The 20,685-nt window shown below is 37.4% G+C and carries 16 protein-coding genes; 9 read left to right on the top strand and 7 right to left on the bottom strand.

Annotated features, from left to right (window positions below; genetic code table 11):
- Positions 1-647: 647 nt before the first annotated feature.
- Positions 648-1,844: a phosphoglycerate kinase gene (locus F6K18_RS30440; RefSeq protein WP_287526492.1), complete on the bottom strand. Its 1,197-nt coding sequence runs from the start codon at positions 1,842-1,844 to the stop codon at positions 648-650.
- Between the two features lie 137 nt (positions 1,845-1,981).
- On the opposite strand from F6K18_RS30440, the gene F6K18_RS30435 reads away from it, so the two are divergent.
- Positions 1,982-2,392: a universal stress protein gene (locus F6K18_RS30435; RefSeq protein ID WP_287526490.1), complete on the top strand. Its 411-nt coding sequence runs from the start codon at positions 1,982-1,984 to the stop codon at positions 2,390-2,392.
- A 317-nt stretch (positions 2,393-2,709) separates the two neighbouring features.
- Here the strand turns inward: F6K18_RS30435 and F6K18_RS30430 are convergent, their stop codons facing one another.
- Positions 2,710-4,416 (bottom strand): SulP family inorganic anion transporter, encoded by a 1,707-nt coding sequence (locus tag F6K18_RS30430; RefSeq protein ID WP_287526488.1) that lies wholly within the window; start codon positions 4,414-4,416, stop codon positions 2,710-2,712.
- A 371-nt stretch (positions 4,417-4,787) separates the two neighbouring features.
- Between F6K18_RS30430 and F6K18_RS30425 the strand changes: the two genes are divergently transcribed.
- The 3 genes from F6K18_RS30425 to F6K18_RS30415 all read left to right on the top strand — a co-directional run bounded on the left by F6K18_RS30425 (position 4,788) and on the right by F6K18_RS30415 (position 8,573).
- Positions 4,788-6,104 (top strand): RNA-guided endonuclease TnpB family protein, encoded by a 1,317-nt coding sequence (locus F6K18_RS30425; RefSeq protein ID WP_287526486.1) that lies wholly within the window; start codon positions 4,788-4,790, stop codon positions 6,102-6,104.
- A gap of 93 nt (positions 6,105-6,197) precedes the next feature.
- Positions 6,198-7,079, top strand: a complete 882-nt coding sequence (gene ylqF / locus F6K18_RS30420; RefSeq protein WP_287526484.1) for a ribosome biogenesis GTPase YlqF — start codon at positions 6,198-6,200, stop codon at positions 7,077-7,079.
- A gap of 600 nt (positions 7,080-7,679) precedes the next feature.
- The gene (locus F6K18_RS30415) at positions 7,680-8,573 is read left to right on the top strand and encodes a hypothetical protein (protein WP_287526482.1); all 894 of its coding nucleotides are present in this window, start codon (positions 7,680-7,682) and stop codon (positions 8,571-8,573) included.
- Positions 8,574-9,077: 504 nt separating this feature from the next.
- On the opposite strand, the gene F6K18_RS30410 is transcribed toward F6K18_RS30415, so the two are convergent.
- From F6K18_RS30410 to F6K18_RS30400, 3 genes are all read right to left on the bottom strand, one after another.
- On the bottom strand, positions 9,078-9,299 hold the full coding sequence (locus tag F6K18_RS30410) for a hypothetical protein (protein WP_287526480.1): 222 nt from the start codon (positions 9,297-9,299) through the stop codon (positions 9,078-9,080).
- A gap of 147 nt (positions 9,300-9,446) precedes the next feature.
- The gene (locus F6K18_RS30405) at positions 9,447-9,596 is read right to left on the bottom strand and encodes a hypothetical protein (RefSeq protein WP_287526479.1); all 150 of its coding nucleotides are present in this window, start codon (positions 9,594-9,596) and stop codon (positions 9,447-9,449) included.
- Positions 9,597-9,788: 192 nt separating this feature from the next.
- Complete coding sequence (locus F6K18_RS30400) at positions 9,789-11,708, bottom strand: bifunctional serine/threonine-protein kinase/formylglycine-generating enzyme family protein (RefSeq protein WP_287526478.1); 1,920 nt, start codon at positions 11,706-11,708, stop codon at positions 9,789-9,791.
- A 580-nt stretch (positions 11,709-12,288) separates the two neighbouring features.
- Between F6K18_RS30400 and F6K18_RS30395 the strand changes: the two genes are divergently transcribed.
- The 5 genes from F6K18_RS30395 to F6K18_RS30375 all read left to right on the top strand — a co-directional run bounded on the left by F6K18_RS30395 (position 12,289) and on the right by F6K18_RS30375 (position 17,155).
- Positions 12,289-14,367 carry a cation:proton antiporter gene (locus F6K18_RS30395; protein ID WP_287526476.1) on the top strand — a complete coding sequence of 693 codons (2,079 nt, stop codon included), beginning with the start codon at positions 12,289-12,291 and terminating at the stop codon, positions 14,365-14,367.
- 308 nt (positions 14,368-14,675) lie between these two features.
- Positions 14,676-15,536, top strand: a complete 861-nt coding sequence (locus F6K18_RS30390; RefSeq protein ID WP_287526499.1) for a cation:proton antiporter — start codon at positions 14,676-14,678, stop codon at positions 15,534-15,536.
- A 75-nt stretch (positions 15,537-15,611) separates the two neighbouring features.
- Positions 15,612-15,758 carry a hypothetical protein gene (locus F6K18_RS30385; protein WP_287526474.1) on the top strand — a complete coding sequence of 49 codons (147 nt, stop codon included), beginning with the start codon at positions 15,612-15,614 and terminating at the stop codon, positions 15,756-15,758.
- 42 nt (positions 15,759-15,800) lie between these two features.
- A complete protein-coding gene (locus F6K18_RS30380) occupies positions 15,801-16,379 on the top strand; it encodes a universal stress protein (protein ID WP_353735221.1) in 579 nt (192 codons plus the stop codon).
- 557 nt (positions 16,380-16,936) lie between these two features.
- Positions 16,937-17,155 (top strand): NfeD family protein, encoded by a 219-nt coding sequence (locus F6K18_RS30375; protein WP_287526472.1) that lies wholly within the window; start codon positions 16,937-16,939, stop codon positions 17,153-17,155.
- A gap of 281 nt (positions 17,156-17,436) precedes the next feature.
- On the opposite strand, the gene F6K18_RS30370 is transcribed toward F6K18_RS30375, so the two are convergent.
- Both F6K18_RS30370 and F6K18_RS30365 read right to left on the bottom strand, forming a co-directional pair.
- The gene (locus tag F6K18_RS30370; RefSeq protein WP_287526470.1) at positions 17,437-19,092 is read right to left on the bottom strand and encodes a PP2C family protein-serine/threonine phosphatase; all 1,656 of its coding nucleotides are present in this window, start codon (positions 19,090-19,092) and stop codon (positions 17,437-17,439) included.
- Positions 19,093-19,529: 437 nt separating this feature from the next.
- Positions 19,530-20,456 (bottom strand): AraC family transcriptional regulator, encoded by a 927-nt coding sequence (locus tag F6K18_RS30365; RefSeq protein ID WP_287526468.1) that lies wholly within the window; start codon positions 20,454-20,456, stop codon positions 19,530-19,532.
- Positions 20,457-20,685 lie beyond the last annotated feature (229 nt).

Genomic DNA, 20,685 nt, shown 5'->3' with positions numbered 1-20,685 from the left:
TTTATGGCCATTTTTATTGATATGAGTTGACTTACATTCGGGACACTGCATAATTTTAAATCTCTGCTCAATATCACAAAAGAGCGATCGCTCTTTTTCCTAATCATACCTGCGCTTCAGCAACGCCCCCAAATAATTCAATTGCTATCTGTCTCAAATGAAGGGGTGTCATTCTTGGAAATATCAATGGGTATTGTAAATTGGCGTTGGTAAATTACAGGATGAAATTTCTAGGGGCAATCCCCCAATGATTAACCGGGGTAGGTTACAGAGCGCTACCCCAAAATATAAATCATCCCATTAATTACCAACGCCGTAAATTCAATTACCTGAGTACCCGCAGTTATTGTTTGATTAATCAAAGGTTGTTCTAGGATGATTTTTTTAGAACTTCTTCTTTTTCTTTTTCTTTGAGTTATATCATGTCCGGATAATTAGTGATAAAAAAACTTTCTGCTTCTCCTCCTCTTTCTTCCCCCGTGACTCACTCCTCCTGTACCTCGCCCATCCGACGGCTTCCCTACCTGACTCCTCCGTCGTTGATTTATAACTGTTCAGCCAGACATAATATTACTTTTGCTAATGTAAAATGCTTCCCTATTTTATAGTGTAAAACAGAGAAGCACTTACCGATCGCTTAAAGCAATTTATGCTTCGTCTAAAGCAACAATACCTGGTAATTCCTTACCTTCCAACAATTCCAAACTAGCACCACCACCAGTAGAAATGTGACTCATTTTTTCTCCCAAATTCAACTGCTCTACAGCAGCAACAGAGTCTCCACCACCAATAATAGTAATAGCATCCTGCTTATCTGCAAGAGTGCGCGCGATCGCTTCAGTACCCTTAGCAAATTTCTCCATTTCAAACACACCCATCGGACCGTTCCAAATTACAGTTTTGCAGTCTGCCAAAGCATCTTGGAAAACCTTTGCAGAGTCAGGACCGATATCCAAACCCATCCAACCATCAGGAATAGCTTCAACACTAACGATTTGAGTATTAGCTTCTGGGTCAAACTTGTCAGCTACAACTACATCAGTAGGTAATAACATTTCCACGCCTTTCTCTTTTGCCTTAGCTTCCAGAGACTTAGCTAACTCTAGCTTATCGTCTTCAACCAAAGACTTACCCACACTTAAACCACGAGCTTTGTAGAAAGTGAAAATCATGCCACCACCCAATAGCAGCTTATCGCACTTATCCAACAAAGCATCAATCACACCGATCTTACTAGAAACCTTAGAACCACCAATAATAGCAGCTAAAGGTTTTTGAGGACTGTCAATTGCACCTTGGAGGAATTTTAATTCCTTTTCAATTAAATAACCACCGACAGAAGGACTCAAATATTTAGTCACGCCCTCAGTGGAAGCATGGGCACGGTGAGCAGTTCCAAAAGCATCATTCACATATACATCCGCCACAGAAGCAAGTTGCTTGGCAAACTCTGGGTCATTTTTCTCCTCTCCAGGGTAGAAGCGAACATTCTCCAGCAAAACTACATCACCATCTTGCATCGCTGCCACAGTAGAAGTTACATCCTCACCAATGCAGTCGTCACACTTTTTAACTTCCTTACCCAATACTTCAGAGAGTCTTTCTCCCACAAGAGTAAGACGCATACCATCATTTACTTTTCCCTTCGGACGTCCAAAATGGCTAGTCAAGATAACTTTTGCACCTTTACCAATTAAATCTTGAATTGTGGGAAGAGCTGCCCGAATCCTAGTATCATCTGTAATACTACCATTATCAACAGGCACATTAAAGTCTGCCCGCATGAGTACCTTTTTGCCAGATAAGTCAGATGCCGATAAATTTGCTACAGTTTTTTTTGTCACAGGATTAATCTCCTAAGTATTTGTTTTATCAATGTCCATTAATTGGGATTGTATGGCCCATAAATGGATAAAATTAGGTTACACCGATTCGTTCACGGTAAACATTTTATCGGAGTCCGTGCCCCAAATATACTTCTATGTTTAAAACAGTTCTATTTCCTGTAGACCGTAGCCGAGAAGCTCGCGAAGCTGCGGATAAAGTGATTAACATTGTCAAGACATATCAAGCTCGCTTGGTAGTAATTTCAGTGCGAGAAGTAGTTTCAGAAGGCCAGGAAGCTTTCCACCCAGAAATGACTTCTGAGCAAACAGTTACCCAACTTTTAGAGGAGGCTAAGGCTCTATTTGCCGGGCAGGGTATTGAAGCTGAAACGATCCAAAGGGAAGGCCATCCGGCTTTTACTATCTGTGATGTGGCAGATGAGATTAATGCGGACTTAATTGTGATTGGCTGCCGAGGTATTGGTTTGAGTGAGGAAGGAGCTACTGATAGTGTTAGTAACCGGATTATTAATCTGTCTCCTTGTCCAATTTTGGTAGTGCCTTAGATTTTAGATTTTAGAGTTTAGGGGAATTTGGGATTTGGCAAAATAGAAAAGGTGATGATTTGGGATTTTTTTAGAGATTAGCTTCCTGGTATCAGTTTTGTGAACAAAAACTAGCGGGTCTGCTAATAGCTAAAATTTTGACAAATTATTTTCCTCTGTTCCATTCTTTGCCTTTCTTCTTGCCACCCTCACCCCCCCCAAAAAAACAAAAAACTATCTCAACTTCTAGGCAAATACTCAGCGTAATCAGCAGAATTGCTTTGGCTAAAAATGCGGATTATGTTGGGAAAAATCGGGTTTCTGTGAGAAAAATAGGATTAAGAACTGGGAAAAGCAGATTTTGGGATATCTTCATAGCTAGAGCTTTGTTTTTGCTTCACTATTTGTAAACCTTCCTTAAGTGCAGTCAGGCGATCGCCCATCCAGTAATTTTCTGGAATTAAGCCAGCAATTCCCAGCTTTTCTAACCGACGTTTTACCTTTCCAGTTGCTCCAACCATAATTATTTTTCGTCCAGCGTCAATCGCCTCTTGAATGGCATTTTCAATCGCTAAAGAAGAAGTCACCCCTAGAATTGGTACTTCACTCAAATCGACAATCAACACATCATAATTATCAATGGCACTATGTTCTCTGGAAATCGCTTTGGCTACTCCAAAAATCATTGGCCCGCTCAAATGAAACAACAAAACTCGGCCATTTGCCCAATCCAAAATTTGCTTTTCTTCGTCATTCATCACGATTTGATCGTCCGCATCAGTAATCGCTTTTACAGACTGAGATTGCATTTCTTCGAGACGTTCAATGGTTAAAATATTCGCGATAAAAACTCCCACGGCAACCGCTACCATTAAATCCACAAATACCGTGAGGAGTACCACGCTATAAACTATTCCGGCAGCTTTCCAAGAAATGTTGTGAACCCGTTTGAGGAAACCCCAATCAATAATATCAATTCCCACCTTTAAGACAATTCCTGCTAATACAGCTAGGGGAATTCCCGAAGTTAAAGGTGCCGCCCATAACACAACAATCAACAGTGCTAAAGCACGACTAATGCCAGCTAAAGCGGTGCGTCCCCCCGCTTGGATACTAACTACAGTTGCCGTTGTTGCTCCAGAACCAGCAATTCCACCGCATAAACCTGTAATTAAATTAGCCACCCCTTGACTGATTAATTCTTTATTAGATTTATGTTCAGTTCTGGTCAAACTATCTGACACCAAACAAGTTAATAGGCAATCAATGGAACCCACCATACCCAAAACCATGGCATTCACAAACATTAACCGTAAATTTTCAGCGGTAAATGTAGGCATTTGCAGTTGTGGCAAACCGGGGGTAATTTCTCCAATTGTAGCGATCGTCCGAATTTCTATATCTCCAAAGAAAATCAGAGAAATCGCTGTACCAATTACCAAAGCCACCAGTTGGGGAGGGACTAACTTTTTTAGTTTGGCGGGACAAAAGAACAAAATTCCTAGAGTAATTAACCCTAACAACGTTTCCCATGGATTAATATTGGTAATCAAATTAGGGAAAGCCTTAATCACGCCAATTACTCCACCAGAGGGGGTTTTTTGACCGATAAACGGCGCAATTTGCAAAAAAATCAAAATCACGCCAATTCCTGTCATAAAGCCAGAAATGACGTTATAAGGAAGCATGGTAATATATTTCCCCAACCGCAGGACTCCAAATAGGATTTGAAAGATACCCGCCATCATCACCACGGTAAAGGCCATTGCCAGACCACTTTCGGGATTTACGGCCATTAATTCGGCGATAACAGCGGTGACAATGACCGTCATCGGTCCAGTTGGTTCAGAGATTAGACTAGGGGTGCCACCAAATAAAGCGGCAAAAAATCCGACTAAGATTGCTCCCCACAACCCTGCAGCAGCACCTGCTCCAGAAGCAATTCCGAAAGCTAGTGCCATTGGTAAGGCCACCACTGCAGCAGTTAACCCGCCAAAAATATCTCCTTTTAGGTTTCGGAAATGAATCGTATTGGTAATTTGCATGAAAGATTTCCCTGAATCACCGAAAAACTGGGTTTGAAGCCTCCCCCTAGAAGCTATGCTTTACCCACATCTGTTAAATTCCTTACAGGATAGGGGAGAGAGGGGAGAGGGGGAAGAGGGGGAAGAGAAGACTTTCCTGCCATTTCTCATATCTAGGACATAGGTGGCTAAAAGTGAATAAGGCAATTTCGGCATTTGCCAACTCTGACTAGCTACTTAAACCATCTCCCCACACGGACCACACGGACCACACGGACCACCCTGCAATGCTTCTAAGACTTATGGGTAAAGCATAGCCCTAGAAGGGGGACTTTTGATTTGATTTAATACCCACAAATATCCTATAGTATTGTGAGTTAAAAACGATAATTATGAAAGCTAGGTACAAATATCGAATTTATCCAACACCGGGACAAAAATACCAATTAGCAAAGCTATTTGGTTGTGTCCGCACAGTCTGGAACGATAGTCTAGCTTGTTGTCAGGAAAAGTATGCTTTAGGCCAGAAAAAACCAAGTAACTCTGAATTACAAAAACTCTTTATTACTCAAGCTAAAAAAACTAAAAATAGGGAGTGGTTGTCGGAAGTTTCAGTAGTCCCATTGCAACAATCATTAAATGATTTAAATCAGGCTTACCAAAACTTTTTTAATTCAACTAAAAGTAAGAGAAAAGGTAAAGCAATTAAACCTCCCAGGTTCAAAAAGCGAAGGTCAAGACAAACTGCTAGGTTTAGCTTAAGAGGATTTCAAGTAAATGAAGACAAAGTATATTTAGCAAAAATCGGCTTATTAAAAGTAGTATGGTCAAGACCTTTACCAGGAGAACCATCATCAGTAACAGTAATCAAAGATTCAGCTAATAGATACTTCTTGAGTTTTGTAGTAGAAATTCAAGCACAAAAACTACCAGAATCTAGCAAATCAGTAGGTATAGATTTAGGAATTTCTACTTTTGCCACATTCAGCAATGGTCAAAAAGTAGAAGCACCAAAACCATTAAAAAAACGAATTAAAAAATATAGAAAATTAAGTAAATCATTATCAAAAAAAAGTAATGGTTCTAAACGATATGAAAAAGCCAGACTTAGGATAGCTAAATTTTCCTACGGAATGCTACGCAAACATGCCAGATTAAAAGACACTAGAACCGATTTTCTACATAAATTATCTACCGAAATAATTCGTGAAAACCAAACAATTATTCTGGAAGATTTAAACGTTTCAGGTATGATTAAGAACCGGAAATTGTCCAGAGCCATTAGTGATTTAGGCTGGAGACAATTTCGTACATTATTAGAAGGAAAAGCAGAAAAGTACGGTCGCGAGCTAAGAGTAATTAGTCGTTGGGAAGCTACGACCCAAATCTGTTCATGTTGCCATTTTCGAGGGGGAAAATTAGACCTGAAAGTGCGAGAATGGGAGTGCCTTAACTGTGGTACAAAGCACGACCGGGATGAAAACGCAGCAATAAATATATTAGTCGCCGGAGGACATTCGGAGACAAAAAACGGACGTGGAGGGAAGCGTCAGACTACCGCCAAGGAAGCAGCACCCTGTGTTAGCGATAGCTATGCGAAGCAAAGCGTCAACCCACCAAAGAGCTACGGCTCAGTAGGAATCTTCGCACCTTTAGGCCGGAGAGGATGTCAAAATATTAAGATGCTACATCTGAATACTTTACCATAAAACAGCTTTATTTTTAGTGCCTCTAAAAGAGGAGCATTCCTATTGGAATGCTGCGCAAATGCTTGACTTCCGCAAAGCGGTTGAATTTATTCAATGACTATACAATGGTATCCGGGCCATATTGCGAAGGCCGAACGAAATCTTAAGGAACAACTGAAACGGGTTGATGTTGTTCTGGAAGTTAGAGATGCTCGTATTCCACTAACTACTAATCATCCCCAGGTGTCTGAGTGGGTGGGGAATAAGGCGCGGGTATTGGTTTTGAACCGCATGGATATGATTTCTTCGGATGTGATGAAGATTTGGCAGGAATGGTTTGAAGCTGAGGGACAAGTGCCTTATTTTACTAATGCTAAGTTGGGTGATGGGGTGAAGAGTGTGGCCAAGGCGGCGCGGGAAGCTGGTCGTGCTGTTAATCAAAGAAGGCGCGGTCGCGGGATGTTACCTCGACCTGTCCGTGCTGTGGTTATTGGTTTTCCTAATGTGGGAAAGTCTGCTTTGATTAATAGGTTGTTGAAGAGGAAGGTTGTTGAGAGTGCTAGACGTGCTGGTGTGACTAAGCAATTAAGATGGGTACGGATATCTGATGAGATTGAATTGTTAGATGCTCCTGGGGTAATTCCTAGTAGGATTAAAAATCCAGAGGATGCGATTAAGTTGGCTATTTGTGAGGATATTGGCGATGCTGCTTATGATAATCAGCGAATTGTTGCTAGTTTGATTGATTTGTTGATGTCTCTGGAGGTTGATAGTAATGGTTTTGTTTCTGCTTCTTGTTTAGAATCTCGTTATGAGTTAGAAGCAAGTAATTATACAGGTGAAAGTTATTTACATGAGGTGGCAAATCAACTTTATCAAGGAGATGTTGAGCGTACTGCTAGACGAATTTTGGATGATTTTCGTAAGGGTTTATTAGGGCAAATACCTTTGGAGTTACCACCAAGTACAAGTCAAAAGTTAAAAGTCAAAAGTTAAAAGTGATTTCTGAACCCTTCCTACGCCTAAAAGTCAAAAGCCTGTAGGGGCGGGTTCAGCGTTAAATTAATGGTATTACAAATTATTCAGATAAACCCGCCCCCACCCCAAGTACATCATAATACACCAATTTAGTTGTGTCAGTCCAGTAGGTTTTAGAGAGTATTTGTCAAATAAAATCAGGACTTACGCAAATTAACCTTAAAAACGCTATATGTAGGGGCGAATGGCATTGGCTAGCGCCAAGCTCCCCTAACGCCTTCACTCGATTTAGTGTCTCTGCATAATTCCTAAAAATTAGATTTTTTTAGTTGAATAAAAAGTCATGTGTAGGTACGAGGAACACCCACCAAATACACAGTATCACAATTTTTTTGAGGATGCAAGGGAAAATCTCCCTGCGCCGCCGATATTTTTGAGTGCTTCACAGAATGATATTTTCCTTGATTTTCAAACTCTTGTAGAGATAGTAAAAGTTAGGATGTTATCGTATTTGAACGACTTATCGGAAAATTTGCTCAATGCAAATAGGATAGGAATATCATCTCCGGAACCAAGATAAATTGTAATGGAGAAAAAATTAATACAGACAAATAAATTATGAACAATTCAATTATCACATTAGTAGATGACTTACCCACTGGTGGAATTACAGTTTCAGCATTACGCGCTCTAGATTTCATCGTACCTGGAGAATGGAACAATTTAGTAGGTTTTAAAAATACAGTTCGGGAAGTTACTGGCAAAGATAAACCTCAAAAAATTCAGAAAATTAGCGAACGCGCTCTATGGATATATAATGACAAATCTCAAGGATATCAAGACGCTATCTGGGTTTACCAAACTTTAGATAAAGCTGATGCTGCTATGGGTGCGGCAGCAATGGCCAACAAAATTGGTGGAAAAATCTCTTTCCTCAGTTTCCTGAATAAATTAACCCCATCAGCAGATAAAACTCAGGCAGTTGATTTAGCAATTAAGGTCGTGGCTGAGTTGGTTGCTTTCTGCAAATTAAATGGAATGCCAACTAGAGAAAGTTTAGGAGATTTTTCCGCAGCTTTGGTAGAAGAATATAGTGGCCCTTCTTTGATGCGAATGGTTGCTTTGGTGTGTTTTGATGGGTTGATTCCTTTAGGACCTGATTTTGTCGATCGCGTGGGAGATATTATTGGAGGAATGAGTTCTGCTGGTCTGCAACGAAATCCTTTGTTTCAGAAGGTAAATAATTTGATTCCTGGTGATAGTACCCAGGGTAAGCTTGATTTTATTGGTAATAGTTTTGATTCGGTTAGGGGTTGGATGAGTAATTTAGTGTCGTCGCGAGGATTAGACCCTCAAATGATTATCGATCATTTACAAAGTTTTGTTGAAATTGCTGATGATAAGTTGGATTATTTGGCGGCTTTTCTCGATTTGACTACTAATTATTTTGAACATACTGGTACTCAAACTGTAGCTCGTCGTTTGATTCTGCAAGCGGCAGAGGAAGTTTAATCCCTTAATTTGCTGATCATCAAAAAATTTTCTGTAGGTTGGGTTGAGGCAACGTTAGCGGAGCTTATCTGAAAGATCAACCCAACACTACTAATATTGTTACTTTGTAGGTTAAAACAATTCTTCTTTATTTCTGATTTTTTGGGTTGCGCTGTCGCTTAACCCAATCTACAATATCTTTTGTTGAATAAAAAATCATGCTTAGGTACGAGCGAACCCCAATAATTACATACTACTATGATTTTTTTGCCGATGCAAGGGGAAATATCCTACCGTTTTTTTGGTGCTTCATAGAATGAGTGATGGGTTTGTTATGGTAGCGATCGCGCTGTGAGTTTATTTATAATATGCTTGCTTCTAAAATGCTTTTTTAGCGTTGAATAAAAAATCATGCTTAGGTACGAGCGAACCCCAATAATTACATACTACTATGATTTTTTTGCCGATGCAAGGGGAATATCCTGCCATTTTTTTTGGTGCTTCACAGAATGAGTGATGGGTTTATTATGGTAGCGATCGCCCTGTGAGTTTATTTATATATTTATAAAAGTCTCTATGGGAGAAATCTTTTGGTGCTTCACACAATGATTTTTTGTCTTCTGATGTTATTGTTGGCGATCGCTTTTGAGCCTCTATATATATGCTTAGTTTATAAAATGCTGTTTTTGAGTTGAATAAAAAGTCATGCGTAGGTACGAGCGAACCCCAATAATTACATACTACCATGATTTTTTTTGCCGATGCAAGGGGAATATCCTACCGATTTTTTTTGGTGCTTCACAGAATGAGTTATTGGTTTGTTATGGTAGCGATCGCCCTGTGAGTTTATTTATATATTTATAAAAGTCTCTATGGGAGAAATCTTTTGGTGCTTCACAGAATGATTTTTTTCTCTTCTGATGTTATTGTTGGCGATCGCTTTTGAGCCTCTATATATATGCTTGGTTTATAAAATGCTGTTTTTGAGTTGAATAAAAAGTCATGCGTAGGTACGAGCGAACCCCAATAATTACATACTACCATGATTTTTTTGGGGATGCAAGGGGAATATCCTGCCGATTTTTTTGGTGCTTCACAGAATGCAGACTCAGATTAATCATCCGTGCATCGGTGGCAAAATTCTTGTCTTGCCCTGACTTCTGCGCTCACACGGATTATGGCACGGATGTACGGATAGATGTAGGAAAGAGGGCAAAAGGTGAAAAGAGAAAAGGGTTAAAGAGTTCTCCCATCATCACACACAATACGAAAACCAAAATCATAGCCATGGTCCACACGCCTATTGTAGTAGAGACGGATAGCTGAACGGCAGAGAAAAGGATAGTTGCTCCACGAACCTCCCCGCAGTGGAGAACGATTCTCATTTCCATCCAACCAAGCACTGCCATCAGTAGGCGCACCACTATAATTATCGTGCCATTCATCAGCGCACCATTCCCAAACATTCCCGTGCATATCGTACAAACCAAAAGTATTGGGAGGAAAAATTCCTACATTTGTTGTTTTGTTGCGATATATTCCTTTGGGTGCAGAAGCATAAGTTTCCCTAGCATTATAGTTAGCTAACTCAGTCGTTATAGTTTTTCCAAAATAAAATGGTGTTGTTGTTCCTGCTCGACAAGCATATTCCCACTGACTCTCACTGGGTAAGCGATAGTTTTTACCTGTTATTTGTGAGAATATTTCACAAAACTCTGTAGCTTTGTACCAATTTACTCTTTCTACAGGGCGGTTTGCACCTTTAAACCTAGAAAAATTATTACCCATAACTGCTTGCCATTGTACTTGAGTGACTGGATACTTTCCCATGAAAAATTCTGGCACATCTACATTATGTTGCGGACCTTCATTATCATATCTCCCTGCTTCCTTATCTGGAGACCCCATAATAAAGCTACCCGCAGGAATTTTTACCATTTCTAGGGTAACTCCATTACCGAGGTTTTCTATGATTACTTCTACTTGATGTTGACGGCGACTAATTATTTCTCCTCTGCTGTTGACTGTAACGGTGGTAAATTTCTGAATGGAAGTTTTGGGTTGTGGTGCTGGTTTTGGTTCAGGAGTAGGAATAATTTCTGGAGATGGTTGATTCCACCAATCTTTACTTAACATTGCTGCTGCAAACCCACTTCCTGCTAAACCTCCTAATATCAATATTTTTCTTCTGGTTTTATTAGGTTGGGTTTGGGGTGGGGATGGAACTGTTGTTGCTTGTTTTGGTGCTAGTGTGGGTGTGAGTAGGTTTACTTTTGCTGTTGATGTTTGTGTCGGTGTAGGTGGGTTTACTTTTACCGTCGTTTTTGCTAGTACAAGTTCACTCAATACTTCTAATACTTCCATAGCATTTTCATAACGTTGTGGAAAATATTCGTGCACCATCCCATCTAATATGTTTGCCAGATGGTTACTTACTTTTGCTTGGTTTCTCCAGATTATATTTCCTGTATCTTGGTCTTTTTGTAAATTGTGGGGGTCTTTGCCTGTGAGTGCTTTTATTCCTACCATTCCTACTGCATATATATCGCTACTCAGTTTTGGTCTGCCGTTACTTTGTTCACTTGGCATATAACCAGGTGTTCCGACTGCTACAGTTAAAATAGTTGTTCCTGGTTTATTGGTAGTCAATACAGTTATTTCTTTGACTGCTCCAAAGTCTATCAATACTATTTTTTTATCTGACCTGCGACGCATCAAGTTTTGTGGTTTGATGTCTCGGTGAATTATTTTGTTTTGATGAGCTATTTCTAATGCTGATAATATTCCTTTGAGTAAGGCAATAGTGTAAGACTCGCTTAATTTTTTCCCTGATGTTAGTTCTTTGCTTATATCTTGCCCTTCTATATATTCTTGTACTAGGTAAAATTCTGTTGCTTCTTGGAAATGGGCAAATAGTTTTGGTATTTGGTCTGAGTCTTTGCCTAGTTTGTATAAGGTTTCTGCTTCTGTTTCAAATAATCTTTGGGCAATGGTTAATGTTCCTGGGTCTGAACTTTTGGGTTTGAGGTGTTTGACTACGCATTTAGGTTTGCCTGGTAAGTCTAAATCTTGAGCTAGGTAGGTATCTCCGAATCCTCCACGTCCGAGGGACTGAATAATTTTGTAGCGTTGTCTCAGGATTTTTCCAGACTGCATGACTTTTTCACTTATCAGTTCAGTTATTCAGATATTCAGACTTCTTCGTATACTATCTAGCCTTGTTTCAAAAAAAATTTTTTTCAACCTGTGTAATGTAATTTTGCTGTTAAGTTAGGGAAATATGGTTTTTTTGGCCTCATTTATTTGAGTATATATGAGCGCACCTTCTCCACTATATTTATAATATCATGTCAAGTTTTTTTGTCAACCCCCTTTTTTCAGTTATCAGTTATCAGTTATCAAATTTCTTTGTACACTGCCTAGCTTTGTTTCACAATTTTTCCAAATCGCTTCTTTTAAAAATCCTGTTTCTTGTGTATAAGTTATTTTCTGATTGCCCTAAAAATACCCTAAAGTAAAAGATTTAAACTATACTCATCCACTTTTTTCTTCTTCCTTCTTCAATTTTTATAGCACTACGCAAATAGGGCGCGGAAATTTATAAATGCTCAAACTAAGTCAGGGATTACTTCTAACTTGTGACTTCTAACTTCTAACTTTTGACTTGCGCGTAGCGCCATACTTCTTACTATAAAGTAGAGGTAATAGGATATTTTTTTATTAGGGGATAACAAAGTTGCTTTCACAAAATCCGATTGTTACATTTACGATTCTTTTATTAGTAATTTTAACTCTTCCACCTCTGTTTGAACGTCTCAGACTACCTGGATTAGTGGGTTTATTAGTAGCAGGAATTATTTTAGGTGGAGATGGATTAAAATTACTAGACCCCGAAACAGAAACGATGAAATTATTATCAGACATTGGTAAGGTTTATCTGATGTTTGTCGCGGGATTAGAAATTGATTTAATAGAGTTTAAAAAACATCAAGACCGCTCTCTTGGTTTTGGCATTGCCACATTTTTATTCCCACTTATTACTGGTACATTTGTTGCCAAAATATTTGGTTTAGGTTGGAATGGTGCGATTTTAACAGGTTCTTTACTTGCTTCTCATACTCTCTTAGGTTATCCCATTGTACAGCAGTTGGGTGTAGTGGGAAATCAAGCGATTACTGTTACTATTGGGGCGACTATTTTTACTGATATTGCTGCTTTATTAGTATTGGCAATTTGTGTGTCGATTAATGCTGGTAATTTCTCTGTGATTAGTTTGGCAATTCAATTGGGAAGTTTGGCTATTTATGCGGGAGTAATTCTCTGGGGTTTTCAATGGGTAGGTAAACAATTTTTCCGGCGAACTACTAATCAAGAAAGTAATCAATTTTTATTTGTTTTGTTGGTTGTGTTTATTGCTGCTTTGGGTGCAACATTGATTAATGTCGATCAAATTGTTGGTGCTTTTTTGGCAGGTTTAGCGATTAATGATGTGGTGGGTAAAAGTCCGGTTAAGGAAAAAATAGAGTTTGTTGGGAGTGTTTTATTTATTCCTTGTTTTTTTGTTGATATGGGATTATTGCTGGATATGTCGGCTTTTGTCAATACTTTTTTAACTAGCTTTGAATTAACTTTATCTATTATTTTGGGTTTGCTTGGAAGTAAATTTTTAGCTGCATTTTTAGCAAAAAAGATTTATAAATATAATTGGTATGAAACTATGAGTATGTGGTCTCTATCAATGCCACAAGTTGCTGCTACTTTAGCTGCTGCATTGGTGGGTTTGCAAGTAGGAATATTGCCAGAGGTGATATTTAATAGTGTAATTTTTTTGATGTTGGTAACATCTATTTTTGGTCCGATTCTTACTGCTAAATTTGCGAGTAAAATTTCTTTGCCAGAGGTAGATTTTACATCGGATAATTCTTTGATTTGGTGGGAAACTCATCAGCAAGTTCCAGATAGTTTTACAGAGAGGGTTGATGGAATTGTTAACCATAAGTTTGTTGTATTAGTGCCAGTATATTTTTCTCCAGAACAAACAAAATATTTAATTGAAATGGCAGTAATGTTGGCAAAACATGAGGGAGGTTTAATGATTCCTTTATCCATAGTTAAAGGTTACGTCAATATGGATTCTCCTCAGTTAAATTTGGCTTTACAACAGAGCAGTAAAAGGTTAAGTTCTGCTTTGGAAATTAGTCAAAGTTTTGAAGTTGAAGCTGCTCCAGAAATCCGAATTTATGATGATTTTGCTAAAGGTGTTAGTCGCACAGCACGGGAAAAAAATTCTAGTCTAATTGTCATGGGTTGGCAAAAAAATACTGGTATTAAAGCTCGTTTATTTGGAAATATAATAGACCGAATATTTTGGTCTGCTCATTGCCCGGTAGCTGTGGTACGTTTGTTGGAAAAGCCGATTAATATTCATCGGATTTTAGTACCTGTTAAAAAGATTACTCCCCAGGCGTTAAGAACTGTACGTTTTGCTCAACTTTTTGCTGATACTAATCAAGCTTCTGTAACTCTACTTCATGTATGCGATCGCCAGACTTCTAAAGAACAAATTACTAAGTTTCATTCCCAACTTTCTCTGCTTATTTCTCAAGGAAAAACCAAGGTAAAATCAAGAATAAAAATTATTCGTTATGATGATGTTGCCCCTGTAATTAGTAAGGCAGCAAAATCATATCAATTAGTAGTATTACGCTCTATGCGACGACGTACTGCGGCAGGATTATCTGTTAGTGATGTTACTACTAAAGTTTTGTCAGAAATTACTTGTTCAGTTGTTATATTTGGAGAACCTTATTCTTAATTTTAGGGAATAGGGAATAGGGAATAGCAGGAATAATCTCAAACTATTTCTGTTTCTGAGCAGCCAAAATCATCATTTTAGGGAACGCAGCCAAAATCAGAGATTGTATTTATTACTAATAGACCTCTGTTCAACAATTAATAATTAATAATTAACAATTACCTCTCCTTGAAAAGAAGAGGATTGACGCGGAGCGTGAAAATTTTTTCTTCTCTTGGTCGATTGGAGGCCAGCGAAGAAACCTCGCCATCCCACCCTACGGGAAGCTACGCTAACGACTGCTTTTTTCTCCTTTAAATTCGATTTAAATTGGTTCTCTATTTACACCTCATACTCTTTTAGGTTATCCCATTGTTAATAGATTGGGTGTAGTGGCTAATGAAGCAGTTACTGTGACTATTGGGGCGACGATATTTACTGATATTGCTGCTTTATTAGTTCTGGCAATTTGTGTGTCGGTTAATGCGGGAGAATTTTCTGTTGTTAGTCTGATTATTCAGTTAGGAGAATTAGCTATTTATGCAGTAGTTGTTTTGTTTGGTTTTAAATGGCTAGGGGAACAATATTTCCGTCGGACTGGGGATGAAGAGGGAAATCAATTTTTATTCATAATGTTAGTTGTATTTATTGCTAGTGTAGAAGCACAAATAATTCATGTTGATATTATTGTGGGAGCTTTCTTAGCTGGTATTGCTGTGAATGAAGTTGTAGGAAATGGTCTTGTTAAGGAAAAAGTGGAATTTATTGGCAGTACATTGTTTATTCCTTTTTTCTTTGTAGATATGGGATTAATCTTGGATGTTCCGGCTTTTGTTTCAACTATAACTAATGAATTTGTAATGACTTTAGCTATTATTGCTGGAGTAATTATTAGTAAATTTATCGCAGCTTTATTAGCCAAACAATCATACAACTATAATTTCCCAGAAACCCTGACAATGTGGTCTCTAACTTTGCCTCATGTTGCTGCTACTTTGGTCGAAGCTTTAGTTGGTCTTCAGGAAGGAATATTAACAGAAGCATTTTTCAATGGCGTAATTGTTTTAATGTTAGTAACTTCTATACTCGGACCTTTAACTACAGCCAGATTTGCTCCTTTATTATCTCAACCTTTGAGTCTATTTAATGGTGGTAATAAATCAGGAATTTGGTGGGAAACACACGAATAAGAATTAGAGGCAGAAAGTGATCGGCATAAGTTTACTGTTTTAGTTTCCATATATAATCCTGTAACTGAAAATTATTTGCTAGAAATGGGAGCAATGTTAGCTAAACATGAGTCAGGATTACTTGTACCTTTATCAATTTTTAAAGCTAATTTTCATTTGGATGAACCAGTTTTAAGTACAGCAATTCACCATAGCGAACGACAACTAAAACGAACTCAATAAATTACTTAACAATTTAATGTTGAAGCTCAACCAGAACTACGAATTTATAATGATATTTCTCAGGGAATAAGCTGCACTGCTAGAGAAAAAAATGCTAGTTTAATTATTATGGGTTGGAGTCAACAAAGTGATTTACGGACGCGTTTGTTTGGAAGTATTATTGATAGTGTATTTTGGTCTTCTCATTGTCCAGTAGCAGTGACAAGATTGCTAGATGACCCTATTGATATTCATAGAATTTTAGTACCAGTAAAAAATATTACTCCTCAAGCATTACGAACTGTTCGTTTTGCGCAACTTTTTGCTGATACTAATCAAGCTTATATGACTTTATTGCATATCTGTCCTCATGTTAGTTCTCCAGAACAAATTGATGAATTTAAGTCTCAACTTTCAGAGATTATTTCTGTGAAAGAATCTGAGGTTAAATTGAAAATTAAAGTTGTTGCTAATGATAATGTTGCCCAAGTAATTGTTAAAATGGCCCGGTATTTTGATTTAGTTATTTTGCGTTCTATGCGTCGCCGTACTGCTGGTGGTTTGGCTGTTAGTGATGTGACTAATGAGGTTTTGAAAGAGTTAAACTGTTCTTTGGTTTTGTTTGGCGAACCTCATTCTTAAGTGAAGGAAGAGGGAAGAAGGAAGAAGGAAGAGGGAAGAGGGAAGAAGGAAGAAGGAAGAAGAAGGAAAAATTTTGCGTTGTCTGAGTTTTAAGTTTTTGATATGTCTGTGCCTTTTCCTTCCACTGCCATATCACCTAACACCTACTACCTATTTTTTTATTCTTTTTTCACGCTTGGTATAACACCTACTACTTAATACCTAATACCTAATTCTGTGCAACCTCGCTTCAATAATGAATAATGAATAATGAATAATTACCTCTCCTTGAAAAGAAGAGGATTGACAAAGAGATGAAAATTTTTCTTTATTATCCCCGATCAAGGGGAGGCTTTAAACCACAATTTTTCGGTAAAAGTAAAATTGGTATAAGTATATATATCTACAAAAATTATTAGAACTGCGAATTAAATAATTTCCGGAAAACAACATAAGCAAAATGTAGTGCTATTTAAGGACAATAAATCAAGTATTTAAACTTTTCAAGATTTTCTAACTATGGGGGCATTTAAAAAATTAATACTGACTCAAATTTAAGAAATAAAGGAAGAATAGTAATGCAGAAATTTAGTAATAATACTCCCAAAATGTTTTCTAAACCTCAAGTTGGTGTAGTCGATGAAAAGATTACTTTTGATGAACCTGGAAGAGTTAAATTCAAAGCTACATATTGGCCTGCTATGCTTTTTAGAGGTTACAGCATGACTCTTGAACCTGGTGAAGAAGTTGCAGTTATCGGTCGTCAGGGAATTACATTATTCGTACGCCCTTTTTAGGAGTGGGGGGGGTGTGGGGAGTGAGGGAGTGGGTAGGGACATTGCATGCAAGGTCTCTACTAAGAGGGAACTCACTCCTACTGCTCCTGAGAGGAGAAGTAAATATCAGAATAATTAATGCGCTCCTAGGGTGCTAATTGTCAAAAATACAATTTGGCTGATGTTCCTTTGACAAAAAGAGAATTTTTGACCTAAAAACTGGTATTAAAGCCATTCATTCTGATTCCTGACTCCTAAAAAATCACCTATTTATTTGTAGCAAATATTTATCAGACTTGTTATTAAACTTGTCGTTGTACAGCCAATAAAGTAATATCATCAAACTGTGTGGCACTACCAGTATGATTTAAAACACTAGTAGATATTTCTTTGAGTAAACCTTCCGCCGAAGCTGCTTTTTTCTCCACAAGTAACCGCAATTTTTCATTGGTAAAAAATTCACCTTTACCATTACGAGCTTCTGGTACTCCGTCTGTGTAACCCAACAAAATTTCACCAACTTCTAAGTGAGTTTGTTCAATTTGAAATTTCATATCGGGCAACATTCCAACTGCTGGACCTGTAGAATTTAACTCCTCCTTGATTTCTCCTGTAGCACTAATAATAAATAGTGGTTCATGACCACCATTAATATAAGTAATTTTACCATTATTTATGTCTAAAACCCCAAAGAAAAGTGTGGCAAACATTCCCACTTCGCCATGATTTTTCGCAATATAATTATTAGTCAAACATACAGCTTTCAAAGCATGATAGCAATCTTCAGTAGCTAGACCTCTATCTAAATACAACTTATCTTTTTCACTTCCTAAATCCTCATTCATTTCTTCAAAATAATTTTGACCAGAAAAAACTCTAATTAAGCTGCGGAACAAACTCATAAATAATGCTGCTCCTACTCCTTTATCACAAACATCAGCAATTACTAATCCTACGGTATGATTAGAAAGTTCAAATACATCATAAAAATCACCAGCAACTTGTCTAGCTGGTTGAAAGAAACTCGCAATTTCCCAACCATTTTGTTGCGAAATTTGAGCAGGCAGAAAATTTTTTTGCATCTGATGACCTTGCTCTAATTCATAATTGAGAGCTTGAGAATAAGTTTTTACTTTTTCTAGACTTTCCTGTAAAGCTGCTTCAGCTTTTTTCCGCTCACTAATCGCCTCATAAATTTTCATAAACATTAATTCAAAGGCATTAATTACTTCTCCTAATTCATCTTGTCTTTGGAGAGAAATTGAGCTAAATGCAGGTGGTTCTTGATCGTTATATATTGCTTCTCCTGCTTGATTCAAATCGCTTCTTAATAGTAGAATAGGATTAATTATAATTGGTTCTAAACATAGCCAAACTGTAATTGTCAAAAACAGAGATATGATAATAACTAAACCAATAATTCGAGAAATATAAGCCAGTAATTCTGGTCTGAGATTAGAACAATCATGGCGAATAATAATACTATAGTCTGTTTGCATATCTTTTCCATACCAAATTAAGTCATCATAACGATAAACATTACTACTGGTGGAAAAGAAGAGTTTTTTGGAATTATTTACTTCAGAAAGTGACAATTCTGGAAACTCACCAAATGTACCTACTTTTTGTTTGTTAGTATCATAAACGGCACCTCCTAAAATGGTAGGATGATGTTGCATAAGTTCTGATAAATGATTAACAAGCTCTGTATTTGAGGCATTAGGATAAGTAATCAAAATCCAAGCAACTTTCCCAGAAGACATTTGCTTAATTTGAGATAGAAGTTCTTTTTCTCTTCTCTTGAGAGAAGGGATTAAAAGAATAGCTTCAATGACAATAATGCTAGTAAAAACACATAACACTACACGACGAGACAATTTTGATTTTAGTCGGTCATTAATTGACTGAGCTAACTTTTGAATGCCAGATAGTTTGCTATTCTGCTTATTTTTATTCATCTCAATTTCGGTTTGATAACTTGAATTATTTGAGAACATATATTCTGCCCTTTATTATATATATTATTTGACTGCTTGACTCTAAAATCTCATACTTTATTCATTTATTTTATTTTAGGGAGTAGGGAGTAGGGAGTAGAAAATAAGAAAAACAACTGTACCTTATTAACTTGAGAAACGCTATATCTAAAAATACTCACTATAAATTATGTTCTTTATATATTTTTTTTAACAATTATTGTGATTTTATGTATACAAAAATTTAATTTTTCTCTCTGAAACTGTACAAATTTATTCACGATCAAATCTACTTTAAATAATATCATGTCCGGATAATTAGTGATAAAAAACTTTCTCCTTTTCCTCCTCTTTATTCTTTCTTATTGCTTCTTTCTTATCTCCTGACTCCTGAGGAATGACTCTTGACTCCTCCGTCGTTATAAGTATTCAACCGGACATGATATAACTTGATTTTTGTATTGTTTTGGAGTAGTACCTGTAAGTTGATGAAATATTTTAGTTAAGTGACTTTGATGAGAAAAACCACATTGAAAAGCAATTTCTGTAATGCTGATATTTTGCTGTTTCAATAATTTTTTTGCCAGTTCTACTCTTTGGTGAATCACATATTGATAGGGAGTAATACCCATTGATTGCTTGAATAACCGGGAAAAATGATATTGACTCATACCAACTACAGCAGCAATTCTAGTTAGTTTTAAATCTCGGTCTAAATGTTCATTAATATATTCAATTGCTTGGCGAAGTCTATATTTTGATAATCCTCCTCGGTACTCATTAACTTCTAAACTCATAGTGGAATATTCGCGGACTAAGTGAACTGCTAATGAATATGCTAATGACTCTGCATATAACCTACCTGCTACTCCTCCTGATTCTAGTTCCCCTAGTAACAGCAACCCGACCTGGCGAATAAATGGATCGCGCAGAGTAAATCTGTCTACGAGTTCAATTCGCTGGGGGTCTACTTCTGCTACTTCAGTCGCCACTTTTTCCATGAGGGAAGGTGCTAAATATATATATAACAAGTCTGGGTTTCCTTGAATATGCCATTGGGAAACTTCTCCACTGGGCACAACAGTTATATCTCCAGGCACTATTCTCCTCCGGTCGTATTTTCCTTTTAGCGATCGCTCTATATGACAAGGATAGTCTAAATGAATTATCAGTAGTTCTTCTGGTATAGCAGGTAAGGAAAATTTACTTTCTGCTGCGGAATAGTATAGACGTTGTAGCAGAATACCCTGCCAATTATTCTGTTTACTTGATATCAACAGTTTGCTAGATTCTGGTTGGTCTGGTATTTTTGATGATTGAGGAATTACATTAGATTGTGGTATCATATTTTTTGCTTGTGATTTTTTGTATAGCAGAAGGAAGAAGAAGGAAGAAGGAAGAAGGAAGAAGGAAAAATTTTGCGTTGTCTAAGTTTTAAGCTTTTGATATGTCCGCACCCTTTCCTTATATTGGTGGCTGAGAAAATAGCGATCGAAAAGATTGATAATTTTGTCTCCCTATTACAGTGCTATTAGTAGGGTGTGTTAGCGGTAACGTAACACACCAAAATCCCAT

The sequence above is a fragment of the Okeania sp. SIO2C2 genome (assembly GCF_010692625.1).
GTDB classification, from domain to species: Bacteria; Cyanobacteriota; Cyanobacteriia; order Cyanobacteriales; family Microcoleaceae; genus Okeania; species Okeania hirsuta.
This window is presented reverse-complemented; position numbering and strand designations above follow the sequence as displayed.

Excerpts from the sequence above, each read along its gene's own strand:
- F6K18_RS30375 (WP_287526472.1), top strand. The coding sequence starts at position 16,937 with ATGCAGAAATTTAGTAATAATACTCCCAAAATGTTTTCTAAACCTCAA.
- F6K18_RS30405 (WP_287526479.1), bottom strand. The coding sequence starts at position 9,596 with ATGGTAGTATGTAATTATTGGGGTTCGCTCGTACCTACGCATGACTTT.
- F6K18_RS30425 (WP_287526486.1), top strand. The coding sequence starts at position 4,788 with ATGAAAGCTAGGTACAAATATCGAATTTATCCAACACCGGGACAAAAA.
- ylqF (WP_287526484.1), top strand. The coding sequence starts at position 6,198 with ATGACTATACAATGGTATCCGGGCCATATTGCGAAGGCCGAACGAAAT.
- F6K18_RS30435 (WP_287526490.1), top strand. The coding sequence starts at position 1,982 with ATGTTTAAAACAGTTCTATTTCCTGTAGACCGTAGCCGAGAAGCTCGC.
- F6K18_RS30400 (WP_287526478.1), bottom strand. The coding sequence starts at position 11,708 with ATGCAGTCTGGAAAAATCCTGAGACAACGCTACAAAATTATTCAGTCC.
- F6K18_RS30365 (WP_287526468.1), bottom strand. The coding sequence starts at position 20,456 with ATGATACCACAATCTAATGTAATTCCTCAATCATCAAAAATACCAGAC.
- F6K18_RS30430 (WP_287526488.1), bottom strand. The coding sequence starts at position 4,416 with ATGCAAATTACCAATACGATTCATTTCCGAAACCTAAAAGGAGATATT.
- F6K18_RS30415 (WP_287526482.1), top strand. The coding sequence starts at position 7,680 with ATGAACAATTCAATTATCACATTAGTAGATGACTTACCCACTGGTGGA.
- F6K18_RS30370 (WP_287526470.1), bottom strand. The coding sequence starts at position 19,092 with ATGAATAAAAATAAGCAGAATAGCAAACTATCTGGCATTCAAAAGTTA.
- F6K18_RS30410 (WP_287526480.1), bottom strand. The coding sequence starts at position 9,299 with ATGGTAGTATGTAATTATTGGGGTTCGCTCGTACCTACGCATGACTTT.